The organism is Psychrobacter sp. CX90, assembly GCF_057396305.2.
The window spans coordinates 1,530,699-1,557,405 of sequence record NZ_CM182008.1 but is presented as its reverse complement, the minus strand read 5'-3'; the positions used below and the strand labels follow the sequence as shown (position 1 = coordinate 1,557,405).

Sequence of the window (26,707 nt, the reverse complement as noted above, 5' to 3'; positions counted from 1 at the left end):
ATAAGCACATTAATAATATTTAAAGGTAACTATCCATGAAGAACATTATCGTAAAAACACATGACACAGCAAAAACAATTAATGAAATTAGCGTTATTACAAAAGATGGTCATATTGACATAATTAAAGCGGAAAAAGACGTTAACTATGAATTCTTTGATGAATCCATTGGTCGTGCCCCGAATCATATTATTACCAAACGTGTCGACAATGATTTACATGTATCGTTTGAGCGTGAAGGTAAGGACACAGACTTAATTATTGAAGGTTTTTACGATAATGATCAACAAGCCTTAATTGGTATCGCTGAAGATGGTAGTTACTATCACTATATTCCAGATACCGGTGAAGTTTATGACTATGTTACCCAACTAGAAATGGGCGATGTTGAAGGTGCCGCTCTAGGGGGAGAAGAAATGTTAACCCCTTGGTGGATTACAGCACCAGCCGGTTTTCCATGGTGGTTAGGCCTTGGATTAGTCCCATTTTTATTTAATGATGATGACGATAAAGATCCACAAACAGCACCAACCGCCAATGATGACCTAAAAGAAGGTAATAGTGGAGAACCCGTTGTTATCGACGTAGTGGGTAACGACACTGACCCTGAAAACGATCTTGACCCAAGCACAGTAGTCATTAGTAAAGCGCCAGAAGGCAGCACCATCTCTGAAGATGGAAAGAGCGTAACCGTACCCGGCGAAGGGACATGGGAAGTTGACCCAGAAGGCAAAGTAACCTTCACACCAGAAGCCGGATTTAGCAAAGACCCTACGCCAATTGAATACATTGTTTCTGATAAAACAGGCAAGGCATCTAACCCAGCGACTATCTCTGTGGATTATCCACAAACAGCACCAACTGCCAATGACGACCTAAAAGAAGGCACTAGTGGAGAACCCGTTGTTATCGACGTAGTGGGTAACGACACTGACCCTGAAAACGATCTTGACCCAAGCACAGTAGTCATTAGTAAAGCGCCAGAAGGCAGCACCATCTCTGAAGATGGAAAGAGCGTAACCGTACCCGGCGAAGGGACATGGGAAGTTGACCCAGAAGGCAAAGTAACCTTCACACCAGAAGCCGGATTTAGCAAAGACCCTACGCCAATTGAATACATTGTTTCTGATAAAACAGGCAAGGCATCTAACCCAGCGACTATCTCTGTGGATTATCCACCTATAGTTAGTATTCAAGCCTTAGATGCTGAATCAGTTGAAGGTATTGATAATGTTTTAGTATTCCGTATTGCACAAGACCAACTCAGCACAAAAGACACAACAGTTGACGTTAAACTTGGCAGCGCAAGTACCATTGAACCTGAAGACATTGTATCAATCAGCTACACTAAAGCCGATGGCACTCAAGTCACATTGGGCGACCAAGCTGCCATTGCAAACTTCTTGACCAATGGCGATAGTATATTAATCCCAGCGGGAGAAACAGCAGCCCCAGCCATTACAGTGACAGTAGATGATGACAGTGTTTACGAAGTATCAGAAGACATGGTACTTGAGATTAGCAACCCAACCAATGCTAAGCTAGGTACTCCGACTGCAACAGGTATTATCTTAGACGAAGACCAAGCTGACAATGACAACAACCCGAACAACCCGGACGATCCGACTGACCCAACAGACGGCGACAAACCCGTGGTTAGCATTGCCGCGACCGTTGCCGAGGCTATCGAGGGCGAAGAGACTGCCCTTGAATATGTGGTCAGTCAAAACAACCTAAGTGAACAAGACACCACCGTCGACGTCAACTTTAGTGCGGACAACGCCATTGACCCCTCAGACATCAAACAAGTGGTTTACACCGATGAAACAGGCACAGAAGTTACCTTAACTGAAGCTGCAGACATTGAAGCATTCTTCACGGACGGGGTAACCGTTAAAATACCAGCGGGCAGCAAAGACGCCCCAGCGATCAAGCTAACGCCAGCAGACGATGACGTTTATGAGCAATCAGAAGACGCCATCTTAGAGATCAGCAACCCAACCAACGCCGCGTTAGGCACCCCAAGTGCCACCGGTGTCATCAAAGACGAAGCCGATGCAGACGGCAACCCAGAACAAGGCGACAAACCTAAAGTCAACATAGAAGCGACCGTCGCCGAAGCCGTAGAAGGGGAAGAGACAGCGCTTGAATTTGAAATCAGTCAAACCAACCCAAGCAATGACGACACCACAGTGAATGTAAAACTAGGCAATGACAGCAGCATTGAACCTGCCGACATCGAGAAGATAGAATACACCGATGTCGACGGTAACGCCGTAGTACTGACAGACCCTGCCGACATCGCTAACTTCTTAGAGAACGGCACAACCGTCTTAATTCCCGCAGGAGAAACCAAAGCCCCCGTCATCAAGCTCACACCAAAAGACGACGACATCTATGAGCAAGCAGAAGACGTGGTTCTAGAGATCAGCAACCCAGACGGAGCTGACCTAGGCGCCAGCACAAAAGACACCGGTGTCATCAAAGACGAAGCCGATGCAGACGGCAACCCAACCGAGGGCGACAAGCCAGTACTTAACCTAGTAGGCACTGATAAAGAAGCCGTTGAAGGCGCTGTTGATGACGCCATCGTCTTTGAAGTACAACTCACAGGCGCAACCGAACTTGAAACCACAGGTAAAGTGACCCTTAACCTAGGCGAGATTGAGCCTGAAGACATACAATCCATCTCGTTTACAGACGGAGACGGCACCGTTAAGAGCGTAACAGTAGCAGAAGCACAAGCCGGTATAGACGTTACCATACCAGCAACAGGAGGCGTTACCCCGACCTTTACCATCGTACCGCTAGACGACTCTATCTATGAGCAATCAGAACAATTTAGCATGACGCTATCAGACATTGTCAACGCGAAGGAAGGGACACTTGAAGACACAGGTATTATCTTAGACGAAGACCAAGCTGACAATGACAACAACCCGAACAACCCGGACGATCCGACTGACCCAACAGACGGCGACAAACCCGTGGTTAGCATTGCCGCGACCGTTGCCGAGGCTATCGAGGGCGAAGAGACTGCCCTTGAATATGTGGTCAGTCAAAACAACCTAAGTGAACAAGACACCACCGTCGACGTCAACTTTAGTGCGGACAACGCCATTGACCCCTCAGACATCAAACAAGTGGTTTACACCGATGAAACAGGCACAGAAGTTACCTTAACTGAAGCTGCAGACATTGAAGCATTCTTCACGGACGGGGTAACCGTTAAAATACCAGCGGGCAGCAAAGACGCCCCAGCGATCAAACTAACGCCAGCAGACGATGACGTTTATGAGCAATCAGAAGACGCCATCTTAGAGATCAGCAACCCAACCAACGCCGCGTTAGGCACCCCAAGTGCCACCGGGGTCATCAAAGACGAAGCCGATGCAGACGGCAACCCAGAACAAGGCGACAAACCCAAAGTCAACATAGAAGCGACCGTCGCCGAAGCCGTAGAAGGGGAAGAGACAGCGCTTGAATTTGAAATCAGTCAAACCAACCCAAGCAATGACGACACCACCGTTAATGTAAAACTAGGCAATGACAGCAGCATTGAGCCTGCCGACATCGAGAAGATAGAATACACCGATGTCGACGGTAACGCCGTAGTACTGACAGACCCTGCCGACATCGCCGACTTCTTAGAGAACGGCACAACCGTCTTAATTCCCGCAGGAGAAACCAAAGCCCCCGTCATCAAGCTCACACCAAAAGACGACGACATCTATGAGCAAGTAGAAGACGTGGTTCTAGAGATCAGCAACCCAGTCGGAGCTGACCTAGGCGCCAGCACAAAAGACACCGGTGTCATCAAAGACGAAGCCGATGCAGACGGCAACCCAACCGAGGGCGACAAGCCAACCGTTAGCATTGCCGCAACAGATGCAGAAGCTATCGAAGGAATAGATAACACCCTAGCATTTGAAATCACTCAAGATAACATCAGTGAATTTGACACAACAGTTGACGTTAAACTTGGCAGCGCAAGTACCATTGAACCTGAAGACATTGTATCAATCAGCTACACTAAAGCCGATGGCACTCAAGTCACATTGGGCGACCAAGCTGCCATTGCAAACTTCTTGACCAATGGCGATAGTATATTAATCCCAGCGGGAGAAACAGCAGCCCCAGCCATTACAGTGACAGTAGATGATGACAGTGTTTACGAAGTATCAGAAGACATGGTACTTGAGATTAGCAACCCAACCAATGCTAAGCTAGGTACTCCGACTGCAACAGGTATTATCTTAGACGAAGACCAAGCTGACAATGACAACAACCCGAACAACCCGGACGATCCGACTGACCCAACAGACGGCGACAAACCCGTGGTTAGCATTGCCGCGACCGTTGCCGAGGCTATCGAGGGCGAAGAGACTGCCCTTGAATATGTGGTCAGTCAAAACAACCTAAGTGAACAAGACACCACCGTCGACGTCAACTTTAGTGCGGACAACGCCATTGACCCCTCAGACATCAAACAAGTGGTTTACACCGATGAAACAGGCACAGAAGTTACCTTAACTGAAGCTGCAGACATTGAAGCATTCTTCACGGACGGGGTAACCGTTAAAATACCAGCGGGCAGCAAAGACGCCCCAGCGATCAAGCTAACGCCAGCAGACGATGACGTTTATGAGCAATCAGAAGACGCCATCTTAGAGATCAGCAACCCAACCAACGCCGCGTTAGGCACCCCAAGTGCCACCGGTGTCATCAAAGACGAAGCCGATGCAGACGGCAACCCAGAACAAGGCGACAAACCTAAAGTCAACATAGAAGCGACCGTCGCCGAAGCCGTAGAAGGGGAAGAGACAGCGCTTGAATTTGAAATCAGTCAAACCAACCCAAGCAATGACGACACCACAGTGAATGTAAAACTAGGCAATGACAGCAGCATTGAACCTGCCGACATCGAGAAGATAGAATACACCGATGTCGACGGTAACGCCGTAGTACTGACAGACCCTGCCGACATCGCTAACTTCTTAGAGAACGGCACAACCGTCTTAATTCCCGCAGGAGAAACCAAAGCCCCCGTCATCAAGCTCACACCAAAAGACGACGACATCTATGAGCAAGTAGAAGACGTGGTTCTAGAGATCAGCAACCCAGTCGGAGCTGACCTAGGCGCCAGCACAAAAGACACCGGTGTCATCAAAGACGAAGCCGATGCAGACGGCAACCCAACCGAGGGCGACAAGCCAGTACTTAACCTAGTAGGCACTGATAAAGAAGCCGTTGAAGGCGCTGTTGATGACGCCATCGTCTTTGAAGTACAACTCACAGGCGCAACCGAACTTGAAACCACAGGTAAAGTGACCCTTAACCTAGGCGAGATTGAGCCTGAAGACATACAATCCATCTCGTTTACAGACGGAGACGGCACCGTTAAGAGCGTAACAGTAGCAGAAGCACAAGCCGGTATAGACGTTACCATACCAGCAACAGGAGGCGTTACCCCGACCTTTACCATCGTACCGCTAGACGACTCTATCTATGAGCAATCAGAACAATTTAGCATGACGCTATCTGACGTTGTCAACGCGAAGGAAGGTACACTTGAAGACACAGGTATTATCTTAGACGAAGACCAAGCTGACAATGACAACAACCCGAACAACCCGGACGATCCGACTGACCCAACAGACGGCGACAAACCCGTGGTTAGCATTGCCGCGACCGTTGCCGAGGCTATCGAGGGCGAAGAGACTGCCCTTGAATATGTGGTCAGTCAAAACAACCTAAGTGAACAAGACACCACCGTCGACGTCAACTTTAGTGCGGACAACGCCATTGACCCCTCAGACATCAAACAAGTGGTTTACACCGATGAAACAGGCACAGAAGTTACCTTAACTGAAGCTGCAGACATTGAAGCATTCTTCACGGACGGGGTAACCGTTAAAATACCAGCGGGCAGCAAAGACGCCCCAGCGATCAAGCTAACGCCAGCAGACGATGACGTTTATGAGCAATCAGAAGACGCCATCTTAGAGATCAGCAACCCAACCAACGCCGCGTTAGGCACCCCAAGTGCCACCGGTGTCATCAAAGACGAAGCCGATGCAGACGGCAACCCAGAACAAGGCGACAAACCTAAAGTCAACATAGAAGCGACCGTCGCCGAAGCCGTAGAAGGGGAAGAGACAGCGCTTGAATTTGAAATCAGTCAAACCAACCCAAGCAATGACGACACCACAGTGAATGTAAAACTAGGCAATGACAGCAGCATTGAACCTGCCGACATCGAGAAGATAGAATACACCGATGTCGACGGTAACGCAGTAGTACTGACAGACCCTGCCGACATCGCCGACTTCTTAGAGAACGGCACAACCGTCTTAATTCCCGCGGGAGAAACCAAAGCCCCCGTCATCAAGCTCACACCAAAAGACGACGACATCTATGAGCAAGTAGAAGACGTGGTTCTAGAGATCAGCAACCCAGTCGGAGCTGACCTAGGCGCCAGCACAAAAGACACCGGTGTCATCAAAGACGAAGCCGATGCAGACGGCAACCCAACCGAGGGCGACAAGCCAACCGTTAGCATTGCCGCAACAGATGCAGAAGCTATCGAAGGAATAGATAACACCCTAGCATTTGAAATCACTCAAGATAACATCAGTGAATTTGACACAACAGTTGACGTTAAACTTGGCAGCGCAAGTACCATTGAACCTGAAGACATTGTATCAATCAGCTACACTAAAGCCGATGGCACTCAAGTCACATTGGGCGACCAAGCTGCCATTGCAAACTTCTTGACCAATGGCGATAGTATATTAATCCCAGCGGGAGAAACAGCAGCCCCAGCCATTACAGTGACAGTAGATGATGACAGTGTTTACGAAGTATCAGAAGACATGGTACTTGAGATTAGCAACCCAACCAATGCTAAGCTAGGTACGCCGACTGCAACAGGTATTATCTTAGACGAAGACCAAGCTGACAATGACAACAACCCGAACAACCCGGACGATCCGACTGACCCAACAGACGGCGACAAACCCGTGGTTAGCATTGCCGCGACCGTCGCCGAGGCTATCGAGGGCGAAGAGACCGCCCTTGAATATGTGGTCAGTCAAAACAACCTAAGTGAACAAGACACCACCGTCGACGTCAACTTTAGTGCGGACAACGCCATTGACCCCTCAGACATCAAACAAGTGGTTTACACCGATGAAACAGGCACAGAAGTTACCTTAACTGAAGCTGCAGACATTGAAGCATTCTTCACGGACGGGGTAACCGTTAAAATACCAGCGGGCAGCAAAGACGCCCCAGCGATCAAACTAACGCCAGCAGACGATGACGTTTATGAGCAATCAGAAGACGCCATCTTAGAGATCAGCAACCCAACCAACGCCGCGTTAGGCACCCCAAGTGCCACCGGTGTCATCAAAGACGAAGCCGATGCAGACGGCAACCCAGAACAAGGCGACAAACCCAAAGTCAACATAGAAGCGACCGTCGCCGAAGCCGTAGAAGGGGAAGAGACAGCGCTTGAATTTGAAATCAGTCAAACCAACCCAAGCAATGACGACACCACAGTGAATGTAAAACTAGGCAATGACAGCAGCATTGAGCCTGCCGACATCGAGAAGATAGAATACACCGATGTCGACGGTAACGCCGTAGTACTGACAGACCCTGCCGACATCGCCGACTTCTTAGAGAACGGCACAACCGTCTTAATTCCCGCAGGAGAAACCAAAGCCCCCGTCATCAAGCTCACACCAAAAGACGACGACATCTATGAGCAAGTAGAAGACGTGGTTCTAGAGATCAGCAACCCAGTCGGAGCTGACCTAGGCGCCAGCACAAAAGACACCGGTGTCATCAAAGACGAAGCCGATGCAGACGGCAACCCAACCGAGGGCGACAAGCCAACCGTTAGCATTGCCGCAACAGATGCAGAAGCTATCGAAGGAATAGATAACACCCTAGCATTTGAAATCACTCAAGATAACATCAGTGAATTTGACACAACAGTTGACGTTAAACTTGGCAGCGCAAGTACCATTGAACCTGAAGACATTGTATCAATCAGCTACACTAAAGCCGATGGCACTCAAGTCACATTGGGCGACCAAGCTGCCATTGCAAACTTCTTGACCAATGGCGATAGTATATTAATCCCAGCGGGAGAAACAGCAGCCCCAGCCATTACAGTGACAGTAGATGATGACAGTGTTTACGAAGTATCAGAAGACATGGTACTTGAGATTAGCAACCCAACCAATGCTAAGCTAGGTACGCCGACTGCAACAGGTATTATCTTAGACGAAGACCAAGCTGACAATGACAACAACCCGAACAACCCGGACGATCCGACTGACCCAACAGACGGCGACAAACCCGTGGTTAGCATTGCCGCGACCGTCGCCGAGGCTATCGAGGGCGAAGAGACCGCCCTTGAATATGTGGTCAGTCAAAACAACCTAAGTGAACAAGACACCACCGTCGACGTCAACTTTAGTGCGGACAACGCCATTGACCCCTCAGACATCAAACAAGTGGTTTACACCGATGAAACAGGCACAGAAGTTACCTTAACTGAAGCTGCAGACATTGAAGCATTCTTCACGGACGGGGTAACCGTTAAAATACCAGCGGGCAGCAAAGACGCCCCAGCGATCAAACTAACGCCAGCAGACGATGACGTTTATGAGCAATCAGAAGACGCCATCTTAGAGATCAGCAACCCAACCAACGCCGCGTTAGGCACCCCAAGTGCCACCGGTGTCATCAAAGACGAAGCCGATGCAGACGGCAACCCAGAACAAGGCGACAAACCCAAAGTCAACATAGAAGCGACCGTCGCCGAAGCCGTAGAAGGGGAAGAGACAGCGCTTGAATTTGAAATCAGTCAAACCAACCCAAGCAATGACGACACCACAGTGAATGTAAAACTAGGCAATGACAGCAGCATTGAGCCTGCCGACATCGAGAAGATAGAATACACCGATGTCGACGGTAACGCCGTAGTACTGACAGACCCTGCCGACATCGCCGACTTCTTAGAGAACGGCACAACCGTCTTAATTCCCGCAGGAGAAACCAAAGCCCCCGTCATCAAGCTCACACCAAAAGACGACGACATCTATGAGCAAGTAGAAGACGTGGTTCTAGAGATCAGCAACCCAGTCGGAGCTGACCTAGGCGCCAGCACAAAAGACACCGGTGTCATCAAAGACGAAGCCGATGCAGACGGCAACCCAACCGAGGGCGACAAGCCAACCGTTAGCATTGCCGCAACAGATGCAGAAGCTATCGAAGGAATAGATAACACCCTAGCATTTGAAATCACTCAAGATAACATCAGTGAATTTGACACAACAGTTGACGTTAAACTTGGCAGCGCAAGTACCATTGAACCTGAAGACATTGTATCAATCAGCTACACTAAAGCCGATGGCACTCAAGTCACATTGGGCGACCAAGCTGCCATTGCAAACTTCTTGACCAATGGCGATAGTATATTAATCCCAGCGGGAGAAACAGCAGCCCCAGCCATTACAGTGACAGTAGATGATGACAGTGTTTACGAAGTATCAGAAGACATGGTACTTGAGATTAGCAACCCAACCAATGCTAAGCTAGGTACGCCGACTGCAACAGGTATTATCTTAGACGAAGACCAAGCTGACAATGACAACAACCCGAACAACCCGGACGATCCGACTGACCCAACAGACGGCGACAAACCCGTGGTTAGCATTGCCGCGACCGTTGCCGAGGCTATCGAGGGCGAAGAGACTGCCCTTGAATATGTGGTCAGTCAAAACAACCTAAGTGAACAAGACACCACCGTCGACGTCAACTTTAGTGCGGACAACGCCATTGACCCCTCAGACATCAAACAAGTGGTTTACACCGATGAAACAGGCACAGAAGTTACCTTAACTGAAGCTGCAGACATTGAAGCATTCTTCACGGACGGGGTAACCGTTAAAATACCAGCGGGCAGCAAAGACGCCCCAGCGATCAAGCTAACGCCAGCAGACGATGACGTTTATGAGCAATCAGAAGACGCCATCTTAGAGATCAGCAACCCAACCAACGCCGCGTTAGGCACCCCAAGTGCCACCGGTGTCATCAAAGACGAAGCCGATGCAGACGGCAACCCAGAACAAGGCGACAAACCTAAAGTCAACATAGAAGCGACCGTCGCCGAAGCCGTAGAAGGGGAAGAGACAGCGCTTGAATTTGAAATCAGTCAAACCAACCCAAGCAATGACGACACCACAGTGAATGTAAAACTAGGCAATGACAGCAGCATTGAACCTGCCGACATCGAGAAGATAGAATACACCGATGTCGACGGTAACGCCGTAGTACTGACAGACCCTGCCGACATCGCTAACTTCTTAGAGAACGGCACAACCGTCTTAATTCCCGCAGGAGAAACCAAAGCCCCCGTCATCAAGCTCACACCAAAAGACGACGACATCTATGAGCAAGTAGAAGACGTGGTTCTAGAGATCAGCAACCCAGTCGGAGCTGACCTAGGCGCCAGCACAAAAGACACCGGTGTCATCAAAGACGAAGCCGATGCAGACGGCAACCCAACCGAGGGCGACAAGCCAGTACTTAACCTAGTAGGCACTGATAAAGAAGCCGTTGAAGGCGCTGTTGATGACGCCATCGTCTTTGAAGTACAACTCACAGGCGCAACCGAACTTGAAACCACAGGTAAAGTGACCCTTAACCTAGGCGAGATTGAGCCTGAAGACATACAATCCATCTCGTTTACAGACGGAGACGGCACCGTTAAGAGCGTAACAGTAGCAGAAGCACAAGCCGGTATAGACGTTACCATACCAGCAACAGGAGGCGTTACCCCGACCTTTACCATCGTACCGCTAGACGACTCTATCTATGAGCAATCAGAACAATTTAGCATGACGCTATCTGACGTTGTCAACGCGAAGGAAGGTACACTTGAAGACACAGGTATTATCTTAGACGAAGACCAAGCTGACAATGACAACAACCCGAACAACCCGGACGATCCGACTGACCCAACAGACGGCGACAAACCCGTGGTTAGCATTGCCGCGACCGTTGCCGAGGCTATCGAGGGCGAAGAGACTGCCCTTGAATATGTGGTCAGTCAAAACAACCTAAGTGAACAAGACACCACCGTCGACGTCAACTTTAGTGCGGACAACGCCATTGACCCCTCAGACATCAAACAAGTGGTTTACACCGATGAAACAGGCACAGAAGTTACCTTAACTGAAGCTGCAGACATTGAAGCATTCTTCACGGACGGGGTAACCGTTAAAATACCAGCGGGCAGCAAAGACGCCCCAGCGATCAAGCTAACGCCAGCAGACGATGACGTTTATGAGCAATCAGAAGACGCCATCTTAGAGATCAGCAACCCAACCAACGCCGCGTTAGGCACCCCAAGTGCCACCGGTGTCATCAAAGACGAAGCCGATGCAGACGGCAACCCAGAACAAGGCGACAAACCTAAAGTCAACATAGAAGCGACCGTCGCCGAAGCCGTAGAAGGGGAAGAGACAGCGCTTGAATTTGAAATCAGTCAAACCAACCCAAGCAATGACGACACCACAGTGAATGTAAAACTAGGCAATGACAGCAGCATTGAACCTGCCGACATCGAGAAGATAGAATACACCGATGTCGACGGTAACGCAGTAGTACTGACAGACCCTGCCGACATCGCCGACTTCTTAGAGAACGGCACAACCGTCTTAATTCCCGCGGGAGAAACCAAAGCCCCCGTCATCAAGCTCACACCAAAAGACGACGACATCTATGAGCAAGTAGAAGACGTGGTTCTAGAGATCAGCAACCCAGTCGGAGCTGACCTAGGCGCCAGCACAAAAGACACCGGTGTCATCAAAGACGAAGCCGATGCAGACGGCAACCCAACCGAGGGCGACAAGCCAACCGTTAGCATTGCCGCAACAGATGCAGAAGCTATCGAAGGAATAGATAACACCCTAGCATTTGAAATCACTCAAGATAACATCAGTGAATTTGACACAACAGTTGACGTTAAACTTGGCAGCGCAAGTACCATTGAACCTGAAGACATTGTATCAATCAGCTACACTAAAGCCGATGGCACTCAAGTCACATTGGGCGACCAAGCTGCCATTGCAAACTTCTTGACCAATGGCGATAGTATATTAATCCCAGCGGGAGAAACAGCAGCCCCAGCCATTACAGTGACAGTAGATGATGACAGTGTTTACGAAGTATCAGAAGACATGGTACTTGAGATTAGCAACCCAACCAATGCTAAGCTAGGTACTCCGACTGCAACAGGTATTATCTTAGACGAAGACCAAGCTGACAATGACAACAACCCGAACAACCCGGACGATCCGACTGACCCAACAGACGGCGACAAACCCGTGGTTAGCATTGCCGCGACCGTTGCCGAGGCTATCGAGGGCGAAGAGACTGCCCTTGAATATGTGGTCAGTCAAAACAACCTAAGTGAACAAGACACCACCGTCGACGTCAACTTTAGTGCGGACAACGCCATTGACCCCTCAGACATCAAACAAGTGGTTTACACCGATGAAACAGGCACAGAAGTTACCTTAACTGAAGCTGCAGACATTGAAGCATTCTTCACGGACGGGGTAACCGTTAAAATACCAGCGGGCAGCAAAGACGCCCCAGCGATCAAGCTAACGCCAGCAGACGATGACGTTTATGAGCAATCAGAAGACGCCATCTTAGAGATCAGCAACCCAACCAACGCCGCGTTAGGCACCCCAAGTGCCACCGGTGTCATCAAAGACGAAGCCGATGCAGACGGCAACCCAGAACAAGGCGACAAACCTAAAGTCAACATAGAAGCGACCGTCGCCGAAGCCGTAGAAGGGGAAGAGACAGCGCTTGAATTTGAAATCAGTCAAACCAACCCAAGCAATGACGACACCACAGTGAATGTAAAACTAGGCAATGACAGCAGCATTGAACCTGCCGACATCGAGAAGATAGAATACACCGATGTCGACGGTAACGCCGTAGTACTGACAGACCCTGCCGACATCGCTAACTTCTTAGAGAACGGCACAACCGTCTTAATTCCCGCAGGAGAAACCAAAGCCCCCGTCATCAAGCTCACACCAAAAGACGACGACATCTATGAGCAAGTAGAAGACGTGGTTCTAGAGATCAGCAACCCAGTCGGAGCTGACCTAGGCGCCAGCACAAAAGACACCGGTGTCATCAAAGACGAAGCCGATGCAGACGGCAACCCAACCGAGGGCGACAAGCCAGTACTTAACCTAGTAGGCACTGATAAAGAAGCCGTTGAAGGCGCTGTTGATGACGCCATCGTCTTTGAAGTACAACTCACAGGCGCAACCGAACTTGAAACCACAGGTAAAGTGACCCTTAACCTAGGCGAGATTGAGCCTGAAGACATACAATCCATCTCGTTTACAGACGGAGACGGCACCGTTAAGAGCGTAACAGTAGCAGAAGCACAAGCCGGTATAGACGTTACCATACCAGCAACAGGAGGCGTTACCCCGACCTTTACCATCGTACCGCTAGACGACTCTATCTATGAGCAATCAGAACAATTTAGCATGACGCTATCTGACGTTGTCAACGCGAAGGAAGGTACACTTGAAGACACAGGTATTATCTTAGACGAAGACCAAGCTGACAATGACAACAACCCGAACAACCCGGACGATCCGACTGACCCAACAGACGGCGACAAACCGACAGTAACCGTAGGCGATGCTGAAGTAACTGAAGGTGGCGAACTAGTGCATACCGTCACAGTCAATGGCAAGACAGAAACGCCAGTGACCTATGACTTTAAACTAGAAGATAGCACCGCCACAGAAGGCGAAGATTACGACAACGATCCAACATTTAGTGATGGCGTAACCTATGACGCTGCGACTGGCACAATCACTGTACCAGCAGGCGTAGAGAGTTTCACTGTTACCTATCCAACCACACCAGATGAAATAGACGAAGCTGACGAAACCACCAAACTAACCATTGGTGGAGATGACGGCACAGGTACCATTCTTGACGATGACGATGCACCAGTCATCAACATCGTACAAACCGATGGTATTGCCAGTGAAGGAGGCGTTGCAGGGGACCCAGCAACAGATAACCAAATCGTCTTTACCATCAACCAAGAAGGTATCAGTGACAAAGCCACGACCGTTGTTGCTAAGCTTGACTTACAAGACGTAGAGCCTGAAGATATTGAAGACGCTACGACCAAAGTAGTGTTAACCAAAGCCAATGGCACAACTCAAGAATACACAGTAGCTGAGTTAAAAGGTGGGGTAGAAGTTGAAATACCAGCGGGCACAACTGCCGAGAACATGCCGAAATTTACCATTACAGCGCTTAACGACGACATTTATGAAATCGAAGAAACGCTAGGCATGAACATCTCAAGCCCAGTGAATGTAACGATAGGTACAGACGCAGTAACAGGTGTCATCAAAGACGAAGCCGATGCAGACGGTAACCCAACCGAGGGCGACAAGCCAACCGTTAGCATAGCAGCGACCGTCCCCGAAGTCATAGAAGGAGATGGCACAGCATTAGAATTTGAAGTTAGCCAAAATAACGAAAGCACAGTTGACACCACAGTATTAGTTAAACTGAATACTGACAACAGCACCATTGAGCCAGAAGATATCGAAAGAGTAGAATATACCGATGTAAATGGTACTGCTGTCGTATTGACTGATCCTACAAAAATAGCAGACTTCTTAGAGAACGGTGTAACCGTGAAAATACCAGCAGGTAGCAAAGAAGCCCCTGCAATTAAACTAACACCGTTTGATGATTACATTTACGAAGTATCAGAAAAAGCCGTACTAGAGATCAGCAACCCAGTAGGTACCAAATTAGGCACACCGACTGCGACTGGTACCATCAATGATGAAAGTAAACAAGGTTCAGAAGACACCGTGTATGTACGCCTGACAGGTAATGACACAGTGGTTGAAGGAGCGACAGGTACGACACCTAACGATGACAATAAGTTGACTCATACCATTAAACTGGTAAACAGTGTTGGTAATGCAGTTATATTACCTGAAGGAGAGTCTATTACTGTAACATTGAAGTTTAGTTCTGACTCTACATCGGATGCTGATTATGACGGTAGTAGGATTGGAGCTTCAGTAAAACTAACTGGAACCACTGGCGGCAATAGCACATTTGAAATTACTCAAGAGGTTAAGGATGATTTGTTTAAGGAAGGGATAGAGAGTTATGTTCTAACACTAGAATCAGTTACCGATGATGATGGTGTGTTCGAAAATATACTAGTTGATACAACTAAAGACAGTGTCACGGGTGAGATTATTGATAATATCGACCCGCAACCAGACACTGCCACAGTTATCGAAGATAATACGTTAATTGCTACCGGTAATGTTTTAAACAATGATGAACTTGGAACAGTTACATCAGTAACGCCAATAGATCCAACCTCAGCAGCAGGTACTGGGACATACGGAAGCTTGGCACTTAACACTGATGGTAGCTATAGCTATGTTCTAAATAACAACAGTGATGAAGTTCAGGCGTTGTCAAAAAATGCTTCGGTAACCGATGTATTTACTTATACGCTTACTGATGGAACAATTGAGACCCTTACTGTTACTATCCAAGGTACAAATGATGCGCCAGAACTTGATTTATCAAGCGCAAACGGTGTTATCGACGCCGACACAGGCTATTCATATGACTTTGTTGAAGGAAGCGGCGGAGTTGTAATTAGTGGAACAACAGGTATCGCTGATATTGATACAACAACTGTTGCTGATCTTATGTCAAAAGCGGTTATTAAAATTACTAATCCGCATACTGGCGATGTATTAGATATTAGTAACTTGCCAGCTGGTACAGGTATTACTGCTACCTTACTGGGTAATTCTATCGTTGAGCTAACTGGCAATGCCAGTATTGCTGACTATCAATCAGTGATAAATACCATAAAGTTTAATAATACCTCTACTACACCAAGTGAAGTGGACCGTCTTATTGAGGTCACTGTTACTGATGAGCATGGTGATGATAGTAATACTGCTACTACCGTTATTACGGTCGATGCAACCCCACAAGCGTTTAACGATGTTGCTTACGTAGAAGAGGGAGGCAAGGTTATATCGTCTGACTCAACAAACCTAAACTTATTGACCAATGATGATTTAGGATCTCCTGCAACTACGATCACAAGCTTTAAATATACTAAAGAGGATGGCACACTCGCTACAGGTACTGTCGGTACTGAAGTGGATACCCAATATGGTGCATTAACCGTTAATGCTGATGGCACATGGGAGTATACCTCTGATGATACTGAAAACAACCCAACACCAGTAGGCGTTACAGACACCATTGCCTATACCATAACCGATGCCGATGGCGATACTAGCACGGCTGATTTCATAATCAAAGTAACCGATACTCATCCTACAGCATTGCAGCCTGAGGTCACTTTAGATGAGGATGACCTAGACAATGGTACAGACACGACGCCTGATTCGCTTATCGCCAATCGTAAACTTGGTATCGTAAAAGATGCCGATGATATCAGTGATGTGGTTTTCACAGATGCGCAAACCATCACAGGTCTTAAAGCATTAGGTTTAACATCTGATGGTACGGAGTTGGCTTACGAGATAAGCGCTGATGGTCATACGATAGTGGCCAAAGCCGGTAATGATAAAGTGTTTACTATTAGCTTAACCAATACCGATGATAGTTCAGGCAAGACTCAAGAGTTTGTGTTTGAGCTGAAAGGGCAACTCGATCATGACAATGGAGTGGGTGGAACTGATGAAATCACTTTGCCTGTTAAATACGAGCTTCAAGATACTGACAGCACCTCCATTCAACAATTTAATGTCAATATTATTGATGATGGGGTATTAGCCGTAAACGATACCATAGTTGAGGTAGTTGAAGGCTCTTATGATAGTGCTGATGACAGTACACTGCTAACGGGTAATGTATTAGAGAATGACATAGGCGCTGATCAAGATTTGGCAATTAAAAAGTTTACTTATACTAACTTAGATGGAAAAAAGATATCTTCGTCAGACTTTGGTAATGAGGTGGAAACACCAACGGGTTTACTGACTGTTCAGCAAAATGGTGATTGGACATTTAAAGCTAACAAAGCAATAGATAATCGAGACCCTGGGCCTAATTTACAAGATGATGGTTCTTTCACTTATACGGCTGTGGATGCTGATGGTGATGTTTCAAACAGCGCCACTCAAACCATTCGAATAACGGATACATCGCCAGTTATTGAGGAGGATAAAAATGTTACTTTGCAAGAAGATGACTTATATCCTGACTCTGGTGTTGCAGGTACAGATGTCGTAACAGTAGCTGAAGCTTTTACGATATCTGGAAACAAAGATGATATTGCTGACATCTACTTTACTATTGCTGAGGGTGCGCAAACAGGCTTCTTTCAAAGTGATGGTTTACCAATTTATTATCGCTATGCAGAAGTTGATGGTGTAACTGACTATAGTACAATCTATGCATCTACCACTCAGGCAGGTGAGTTAGTAGCTACCACGGTTGATGACCCTAATAACAATGTTGTATTTAAAGTAGAAATCAATCCAGAAGGGCTAGACTATACCGCTACGCTATATGATACTGTCAGACATTATAATATTGATTCTGATGGTGATGGTCGACTTGATGACATCATCTTTAAGCTCGACTATGCCGTTGTAGATGCCGATGGATCTATTGATAATGATCAATTTAACGTCAATGTCGAAAATAGAATCATTAATCGAGACCTAAGTTTCACAATGAATGAAGGGGACTTTGGCGATATTACCAATGATCAAGACATTGCCCTAAATGGTAAGGATGCTTTATTAATTAATGTCGCTGAAAACTTTGATGGTGGTGTCGTTACCATACTAAACTACGACAAAACCTCATCTATTGAGATATCACAAGGCGATTTAATCTATATAGATGTTAATGGTAACGCTTATGATGCTAGTGGGGCACTGTATACACCGGACAATGAAGCGGTCGTAGGTAGCCTCAGAGAGATTGGCAATGGACAAATAGAGTTTAATCCTGAAGAAAACTATTCATCAATTAATAAACCAAATGATAGTAATTTGGGAATGCCTGATGAAGCTAATGGTTATGATCAGACACCTAATTCAGTGAACCTTAACTACAGTGTGATGTTTCATATACGCGCCATTGATGATGAAACAGTTATTGAAAATCAGATTAATATTGAAGTCGATCCTGTAGCCGATGCACCAATCATAACGATGGATGCTCAAGAAGTTGTATCTACGGGAGAAACCGGTTCTAAGATATTCACAAACTATGTTGAAGAAGATGAGCTTCTAGATTTAACACCAGATGTCACGACCGACAATAGTTTTGTGCGAGGATTTAAGCTTGGTTTTAATGCGCCTATATTGGGTGATTTGGGTGTAGAAGATAGAACAACACCAATCACTGTAGATGCATCAGGCAATGAAGTTATTGATGCTAGTATTGTTGCCGATATAAACCTTGAAGATGATGACAATGGGGGGTCTGTAGATCGAAGCGAACGATTTGGATCAATCACCCTAAGTGGCATACCTGAAGGTGCGGAGCTGTTCTACTACGATGATAATGGGGATAAGCAGACAGTAATCAGTAGTACTGGAGATGATGGCAAGGTTACGATTAAGTTAACTGATGGTGTTCATATTAAGGATCTTACAGCTGATGTTGAGATGACCAAAGCTCAATTTGAGTCGTTAATTATTTCTCATAAAGAGCATGATTCGAGTAACTTTACCGTAAATATGAGTGTTACTGAATATGAAGTAGATGCCGATGGTAAGTCTTTGTCAGAGCCTAATGATTCAAGTGCATCAGATACTATTGATGGTAAATTGATTGAAGAGACAACCTCAGTCGATATGCTTATCGATGTACAAGCGGTAACTGATATCCCAGTAATAGATTTAGTTAAACCGACAACCCTACCTGAAGGGACAACTTCTATTTCAATATCAGATGATCCAAATAATGACATTGATAAGAACGACACTATAACAGCCGTAATCGATGAAGATACAAGCTTAAATTTGCAGTCTGTATTAAAAGAGACGTTTGCAGATACCGATGGTTCAGAGTTATATCATTATGAAATAGAAGGGCTACCACCTGGAACCAAAGTTGTCATTGAAGGTGTTACAAAAATTGCGAATACAGATGGTAAAGCTGTCTTCTCAGATAAAGCTATCTCTACTTCAACTGATCCAGAATTTTCGATAGCACCGCCTAAAGATTATGCCGGTAATATTGATGCTAAGATTACGTTAGTGGCTAAAGATAGTGATACAGACTCTACGGATATTAATCCACAAATCAAACCAGAGTCTGCTTCTGTTGCATTAAACTTAACGGTCAATCCAACTATTGACGTGACTGCTGTAAATCCCCAAGGTAAAGAAGACACAGCAATAGCGCTTTTTAAGCAAGCCAATGGCAAATCAATCTTTACTATCACAGATGAAGATAATTTTGCACCAAATACCGATACAAGTGATGATGAGAGCTTCTCAAAAATAGGTATTTTGCAATCATCACTCGTTGCCAGTGTCGGTACAGTGCGTGATGGCAATGGTGATGAGGTGGATTTATCTCAGCTTCCTATTGAGACAGTAGATGGTCAAACTTATTACATTTTTGGTAATACCCCAGTTGATGTTGCAGGATATACCATCACACCACCAGCGCACAGTAGTAAAGATATTCCTCTGACCTATTTTGTAGAGACAACGGACAGTTCTACTGGTACGGCAGTAACGGACAGTACAACGTTCGTTAGGGAGATTGTGGTTACTCCAGTGGCTGAAATAATTGAGGTTGGTGTTTCTGATACTGATGGCGACGATAATGCTGATCTTACAATGACGGATGGTCATACTTATAATCCATTAGAATCTATAAGTGAAAGAAATGAGCTCTTAGACTCAGATATTGATACTTGGTTTACGCTAGGCAAAGAAGAAGATGTATTATTTAATCTTAAAGTTGATTGGTCTAATGAAGATAGTGTCTCTTTAACGACACCACTAACAGAGCCTGCTACTGCTTACAACGACTCAGAAGAAACATTTGCACGAGTCAGCTTTGGTATGGGTGATACTGAGGTAGGCTCTACTGATGACATTCCTTTGGCGCAGAACTTTGAAGCCATGGCGGGTGCATTGTTTCGTTATAATAATGGAAACGAATGGATTACTGTGACACCTGATGGTGATGATATGGGAGCTGATATTCCTGTTGAGTTCCTAGATACACTACAATTTGTACCACCATTCTACGTCAGTGATTATAATCTTAATCATAATGATGAAGGAGAAGAGCTGCTTGGTAATGATGCATTTGATAACTTCTGGATTAAGGTGCAAGCTAAAACAGTTGATATTGATGAAGATGGATCAGGTTCAGATACGGCAGTTACTGGCACATCTTGGTTAAAACTACCAAATATTAATAGTGTTGCAGGCGAAGTTACCCTTACAGTTAGTGAAGCAGAAGGTCTTGAGGATGCGGGGCGTGGAAATGGCAATACTTCAAGTGATGTTAATGCAGATGATATTACAAATTATGAAGATGGTATCCCGCTGGTTATCAGGCCAACTTCGCGTGATTTAGATGGCTCTGAAACCTTCACTGTAACCATTAAGCATATACCCGACGGCTCTTCGATATATTACGATGGTACAGAGCTAATCGTAACAAATGGTCAAGTTGAGATTCCTAATTTTGATAGTGAAGCACCACTAATTCTGATACCGCCACACAACTCTAGTGGAAAATTTGATTTAGTAGTTGAGGCAGTTGCTAAAGATGGTACCTCTACCACTGGACCTGCTACTCAAACGTTACCAGTTACTGTTCAAAACGTTGCTGATGTCGTCAAGAATGATACCACCCTAAAAGAATTAGCAACTATTGAAAATAGTACAAATAAGATTAATGGTATTGGGACAGAAGATACATCATTTAATCTATTAGAAATTTATAACCAGAACCCTGTCGCTTATGACGTTGATGAATCAGTGAGTTTCAAAATTGACTTTGCTCAAATGGACGGTTTGAAGTCTGACTTTAAAGTAACAGGGGCAACACCACTTGGTAGTGGGTTGTGGGGTTACAAATTAGAAGACTTGCTAAACGGCAACGTAAACATTGAAGCACCTGATAACTTTGCTGGTATTGCTAAGTTTCAAATCACAGCCATTACAACTGAGCTTAAGTTAAATAAAGACTCGGCAGTTCATGATCCAGTTAGTGTAAACGTCTTTTTCAAACCAGATGCAGCGGATAATCAGGTACCGACGTTAAATGTCACTCAAAATGAAGATACAGCGTTTAGCTTAACATTGCCTACCGAGCCGAGTGTACCGACAAGTGGAAACACGCTAGATACAACAGACAGCACTACTGGATCAAATATTGGTGTTGAGAAAGTAACGACTTACTTCTTTACTGAATCTGAGTTAAGTGCTAGTAACCTAACTATTCAAGTAGACGATGGTACAGGGAACCTAGTTACACCAATTTTAAATAATGGCGCATATGAAGTAGCCGCTGGAACAACAGTGACATTTACTCCGAAAAATGATACACATTTGGATACAGACTATAATATCGACTACACGTATACCCTTGTAGACGAGGTCGGTACTACAGTTAATGACAGTAATGGTAATGAAATCAATAGTACTTCTGCTACCCGTAGTGGGAGTATAGCAGTAGATGTGTTGCCTGTGACCGATAAGCCTGCAATTGATAATGCTGATACAGTAGATGATGGTCTGTCTATAGTGATTAATGATGATCAAGGTGTTAAAACCATTAATGGTAATTCTGTTCCAGAAATTAAGTTTACCAAAACCGTGCAATTATCTTCGCCAGACAATGATGGTACTGAGCAGTTTACTCGTATAGAGGTAACTGGTGTACCCAAGGGTGTCTCTATTGAAAACGGTATTCAGTCTGCTGGTGTAGGAGATACCATTACATGGTATGTAGATGTGCCAAATGCCACAGCAGATAATACTTTTGACGATACCAATGCGCCCGAGTATGAATTGGTATTCTATAAACAAAGTGATATTTCTACTGGTGACTACGATATTACGATTAAAACCTTTACTCAAGATTTTGGTACACCTGCTGAAGGTGATGAGATTGCGGAAGAGAATTCTACCACGGTATCGTTTAATTTGAATCTTAATGTAACTTCTGATGGAGACGATACGTCAACGCTTCAGCTAGTAGGTCAGGTCGAAATTGGCGATGTTGAAGTTAAAGAAGATACTCCAATTACTTTAAAAGATCTATTAACACCAGCAGGATTACCCAGCACATCGGTTCATTTAGGAAGTGATGCTCAAGATGACACTAGCTTTGCTTTTTCAATCGATAACTTACCTGAAGATGCAATGTTAGATTGGATAGGCAGCCCAATAGATGGTATAACCATTACTAAAGTGGGTTCACGCTGGATTGTTAGTGGTACGGGTGATGACGATGCGCTTCAGAATGTTCTAGAAAATATTCAAATTACTGCGCCTGAAAACTACAGTACCAATAATACGAATGAGTACCCAAACGATCCCGATGGTATTGTTCCAGTTACCGTTTCACTTAATGCTTGGGATGAGCGTGACAATCAGTCTGGCAGTGATGCTGGTACATTGACTTATACCCCTGTAACAGACCCTATGCCAGAGGCTGTTCAGGAGTTAACCATCAACGAAGACACGACTGTCGATGTGACAATAAATCTTAATAATCCTGCTGACGGTGCTTATCACAAGATTGTCGATGGCAATATTATTTTGACATTGGATGAAACAGGTTATGTTACTGCAGGCCTTGCGCCAGGCAAGATTTTCTACAACGGTGGTAATGGACTTGTTGAAATAACGCCTACAGATGGTAAGTATGTAATACCTGTTAATGGTAGTCCAGACAGTGTAGTTGTTAAGTACCAGCCACAGGATAATAATGATACAGGCGAAAATGTTGTTACGATATCAGCAGAAGTGAAACACTATGAAGACTCTGAAATAGCTGGCCAAGTTGGCGAAACTTTAACCGCCAATATTGTAACCACTCTTAAGGTCGTTCCTGTAACTGATGGTGTCCAAATAAAAGACAATGAAACTACGAAAACTTCAAGTGAGGGCGGTGCAGTAAGTTTTGATAATTACACACTTGAAAATGCAGATCCTTCTGAATCAGGTGCATCTATTCAAGGCATTATTATTAAAGTTCCTGAGTTTGATGGTGAACAACAAAGTATTGATGCAACGGTCAGCTATCAGGATGCTAATGGAGACAATGTATTAGCAACTAACCTTGGTAATGGACAATGGCTTGTGCCATCTGCAGACGGCAATGCCGTACCATTCCAAATCAGTCCTCGAGATAGTTATAGTGGTGCATTTGATTCAACTGTACAGGTGGTAGATGAGCAGGGTCTAATATCAGCTCCTCAGACCTTCAAATTAGGGTTTACTCCTATTGCTGATGAAGTTAAATTTGAACCAACTAAGAGCTTAGGTGAAGCTTATGAGCCGACTTTATTGAACCTAAGCGCTAGAAAAGGCGACAATGTTGATGGTAGTGAAACAGTGACATTAATGATTGGTGCAGTGAATGGTAGTCCTGCATTAAATGATAATGTTAAGTTTACAGTGGAAGGAGTGGAGATACCTTTAAATGATGGCTCAGGAACTCAAAATAAGTCATATATAAGCAATGGCGATGGTACCTATACTTTGCTGGGTCTATCAGGAAACGATCTGGACAACGTTGCCATTATTCATGGTAGTTATGAAGGCAGTCTCAAAATAACTGCTAAAAGCATTGATACCGCGAAGGATGTTAATGGTAATGATGTTACAGATACGATAACCTCTGAAGCTACTTTAATCTTGTCTATATCTCCATTAGGTGAAATCGTTTTAGACGATAATGATAATGTCTATAATGGCGAAGATATACCTGAAGGCGTTACGGTGAGAGCTCGTGGCGGTAACGATACAGTAACAGGTACCGTAGAAGATGATAAATTATATGGTGAGTTAGGAGACGATACATTAAATGGTTTAGCTGGTAACGATCTATTGCGTGGTTCATACGGAAACGACATCCTTAATGGCGGTGCTGGCAATGACGAATTATATGGTGGTAGTTCTAATGACACCCTAGATGGTGGGGAAGGTACTGATAAACTTTATGGTGATGGTGGCGATGATACGTTAATCTATCAAGCAGACAACACACTATACAATGGTGGCGATGGAGTAGACACATTGTCAATTAATGAAGATGGCGGTACCTTAGACTTTAGTTCAATTGATTCGGCTTCTGTATTTGATCAACTTGAAGTTATTGATATGGAAGGTAATGGTAGCCAGACTATTAGTGATTTTGGCTTCAGTGATATTTTAAATGTCATTAATGATACAGACATGACTGATAAAGGTTTATATATAGAAGGGGATAGCTCTGACTCTATCTCAATCATTTCTAATGGTGGGACTTATAATGGCTTAAGTAATGGTTATCAAGTGTATTCATTTACTGATAGCAATGGCACTCATAATTTATACATTGATAATGAGATCAATATTACAGTATTGTAGTTTTTAAGCTTTCAGTTCCTCATTTGTTATTTGTTGCTAAATGCAAAAACTCCTATCACTAAATGTGATGGGAGTTTTTTTATTTTATCTAATATGTTGGTGTAATGGTACAACGTACACATTCAGGTTTATAGCCATCATGGTTGACCACACCCTAGATAAATACCCTAGAAAGGCGTTATAAATGTGGGAAGAAGTGGGATAACTAGGGATTATGTGGGATGAATATGTAATAAGATTACACTAGGTGTTATCATTAAATCAATAAAAATAAGAAGGCCTACTCTTTATCGAATAGGTCTTCTTGCTTTTTGGGGAGGGCTTTGCGGACTTTAGCGATGATCTGGTAGATAGTTACCATTGAAAGCTGATACTTTTGGGCGAGCTGGTGGTGGTTAGTGCCGTTGAAGTCCTGCCATATTGCTAGATCCCGCTTGTGTAGCTCTACAGGGTTACTCTTCGGTACATAGAGCATACTACCACCCCAATGTGTGGTCATACGATCTGCTAGATGGAAGGCAATTTGCTCGCAAGATTCGCTAGGTAAGTCTGTGAAGTTTGAAAGAATGTCGGCACCATGCCCAACCATATCTTGTAGAAAGGCTGTGCCTAATTGTGTGTGCCTGCCAGCGTGTTTAATATCCGTCATATCTAGCCTCCTGTAAACTCGCTATAAGCCTTTATTTTACTATATCTAAATGACCTTAGGTGGCATGAGCATGGCAGGTCTGGTTAATTATTACGCTAATTTACAATCTTTTTTGCCACTGTTTTAGCGACTCGATAACTTTACTAGCATCAGCTGTGCTTAAGAACTGTAATGCTGATTTACCTGTCTGCCGCTCGACGTAGCTGGCTAATGCTCGCTCACTGGGATTGCGTACTTTGCCTGCATCATGTAGCTCTAACCACAAACTGCGTATCTTTTTAGACTGAGGGTCATCAGCCTGTTTTAGCTTGCCTGAGCGCTTAGGCTTACTGGGTGTGAAGCCTCTATCACGTAAATTATCTAGCACTTTTAATAGCTCTTGTTTGGTCATTTGCTTAGTGCTATCTTTGCCAGTTATCTCGGTTAGCATATGACGGTATGTACCGTCGTCTAACCCAAGTTTGCTCTTTCCAATATGAATGAGCTGAATGAGTTTAGGCTTGTCTGGAGTATGTTTGATGGTCATGGTTGTTTCCCTTTGGTATAAAAAAAGGGTGAGCTGCTTGCGCTAACTCACCCCAATCATTGAATGATTAAATGGCTAAAAGTGATTAAGTTAAAATGCCACTTCTGTCCAATTGGTGAGTGATTTCTTTGTCTGCAAAGCCATATAGTTCCCACAACTTACTAAACGCATTGTTATAAGCTGTTTTTTCTCCAATGACGGCATCAAAGTTATCAACGTCAATGCAGGCACTATGACCAATTGCACTGAAGTCATTCTCAAGTGTTAAGCAGCAGACGGTTACTGTTGTGCCATCAAACTGATGATAGTTTTCACTGACAATCTTACTTTTTAAAAACTCTGGGGTTAGTTTAGCCATATTCTCTTCCTTTATTTGATTTGGTTGCTAATAGCCAACTGGTGGCGGTTATTTATTGAACTTCATAAAAGGTTTTAATTTCAGGTTCAAAATCAAAACTAATCACTTTTACATCCATATATGGAGCCGCTACGATTCCTTCGTGATCATCTAACATTTGATTTACACCTGCATCACTCCAACACTGGTGATTAACTAAATACTCTATAAGTCTGTTAGCATAAAAATGTAAAACTCTTTTGATAACGTCTCCATCTGCATCTTCCAGACTTTGTTCGTGACCCATCCAAAACTTATGCATTTCAATCCAATATTGATACTTCATGTTCACTTTGACACTGAAACAAAGCTCAATATCTCCACTGTCTGTTTCTGCTCTAACTTGATAGGTATTCTTATCTTGCTGCTCGGCAATAGCCTCTATTTCTTCAAGTGTCATA

The 26,707-nt window shown here is 45.0% G+C and carries 5 protein-coding genes; 1 reads left to right on the top strand and 4 read right to left on the bottom strand.

From position 1 onward, the window contains the following. Positions 1-35 precede the first annotated feature (35 nt). Positions 36-24,734, top strand: a complete 24,699-nt coding sequence (locus AC2SLN_RS06155) for a Calx-beta domain-containing protein (protein WP_495057371.1) — start codon at positions 36-38, stop codon at positions 24,732-24,734. Between the two features lie 280 nt (positions 24,735-25,014). Here AC2SLN_RS06155 and AC2SLN_RS06150 read toward each other — a convergent pair whose 3' ends face one another. The 4 genes from AC2SLN_RS06150 to AC2SLN_RS06135 all read right to left on the bottom strand — a co-directional run bounded on the left by AC2SLN_RS06150 (position 25,015) and on the right by AC2SLN_RS06135 (position 26,706). Next, positions 25,015-25,383, bottom strand: coding sequence for a Mor transcription activator family protein (locus tag AC2SLN_RS06150; protein ID WP_486550090.1), 369 nt, complete (start codon positions 25,381-25,383; stop codon positions 25,015-25,017). A 100-nt stretch (positions 25,384-25,483) separates the two neighbouring features. Further along, positions 25,484-25,909, bottom strand: a complete 426-nt coding sequence (locus AC2SLN_RS06145; protein ID WP_486550088.1) for a gp16 family protein — start codon at positions 25,907-25,909, stop codon at positions 25,484-25,486. Between the two features lie 85 nt (positions 25,910-25,994). Continuing rightward, entirely contained in the window at positions 25,995-26,267 is a 273-nt protein-coding gene (locus AC2SLN_RS06140) for a Gp49 family protein (RefSeq protein ID WP_486550086.1), read from the bottom strand. A 52-nt stretch (positions 26,268-26,319) separates the two neighbouring features. Then, entirely contained in the window at positions 26,320-26,706 is a 387-nt protein-coding gene (locus AC2SLN_RS06135) for a hypothetical protein (RefSeq protein ID WP_486550085.1), read from the bottom strand. Position 26,707: the final 1 nt, after the last annotated feature.

Bases quoted from the DNA above. Each gene is read 5' to 3' on its own strand.
- AC2SLN_RS06155 (WP_495057371.1), top strand. From the start codon at position 36: ATGAAGAACATTATCGTAAAAACACATGACACAGCAAAAACAATTAAT.
- AC2SLN_RS06145 (WP_486550088.1), bottom strand. From the start codon at position 25,909: ATGACCATCAAACATACTCCAGACAAGCCTAAACTCATTCAGCTCATT.
- AC2SLN_RS06150 (WP_486550090.1), bottom strand. From the start codon at position 25,383: ATGACGGATATTAAACACGCTGGCAGGCACACACAATTAGGCACAGCC.
- AC2SLN_RS06140 (WP_486550086.1), bottom strand. From the start codon at position 26,267: ATGGCTAAACTAACCCCAGAGTTTTTAAAAAGTAAGATTGTCAGTGAA.
- AC2SLN_RS06135 (WP_486550085.1), bottom strand. From the start codon at position 26,706: ATGACACTTGAAGAAATAGAGGCTATTGCCGAGCAGCAAGATAAGAAT.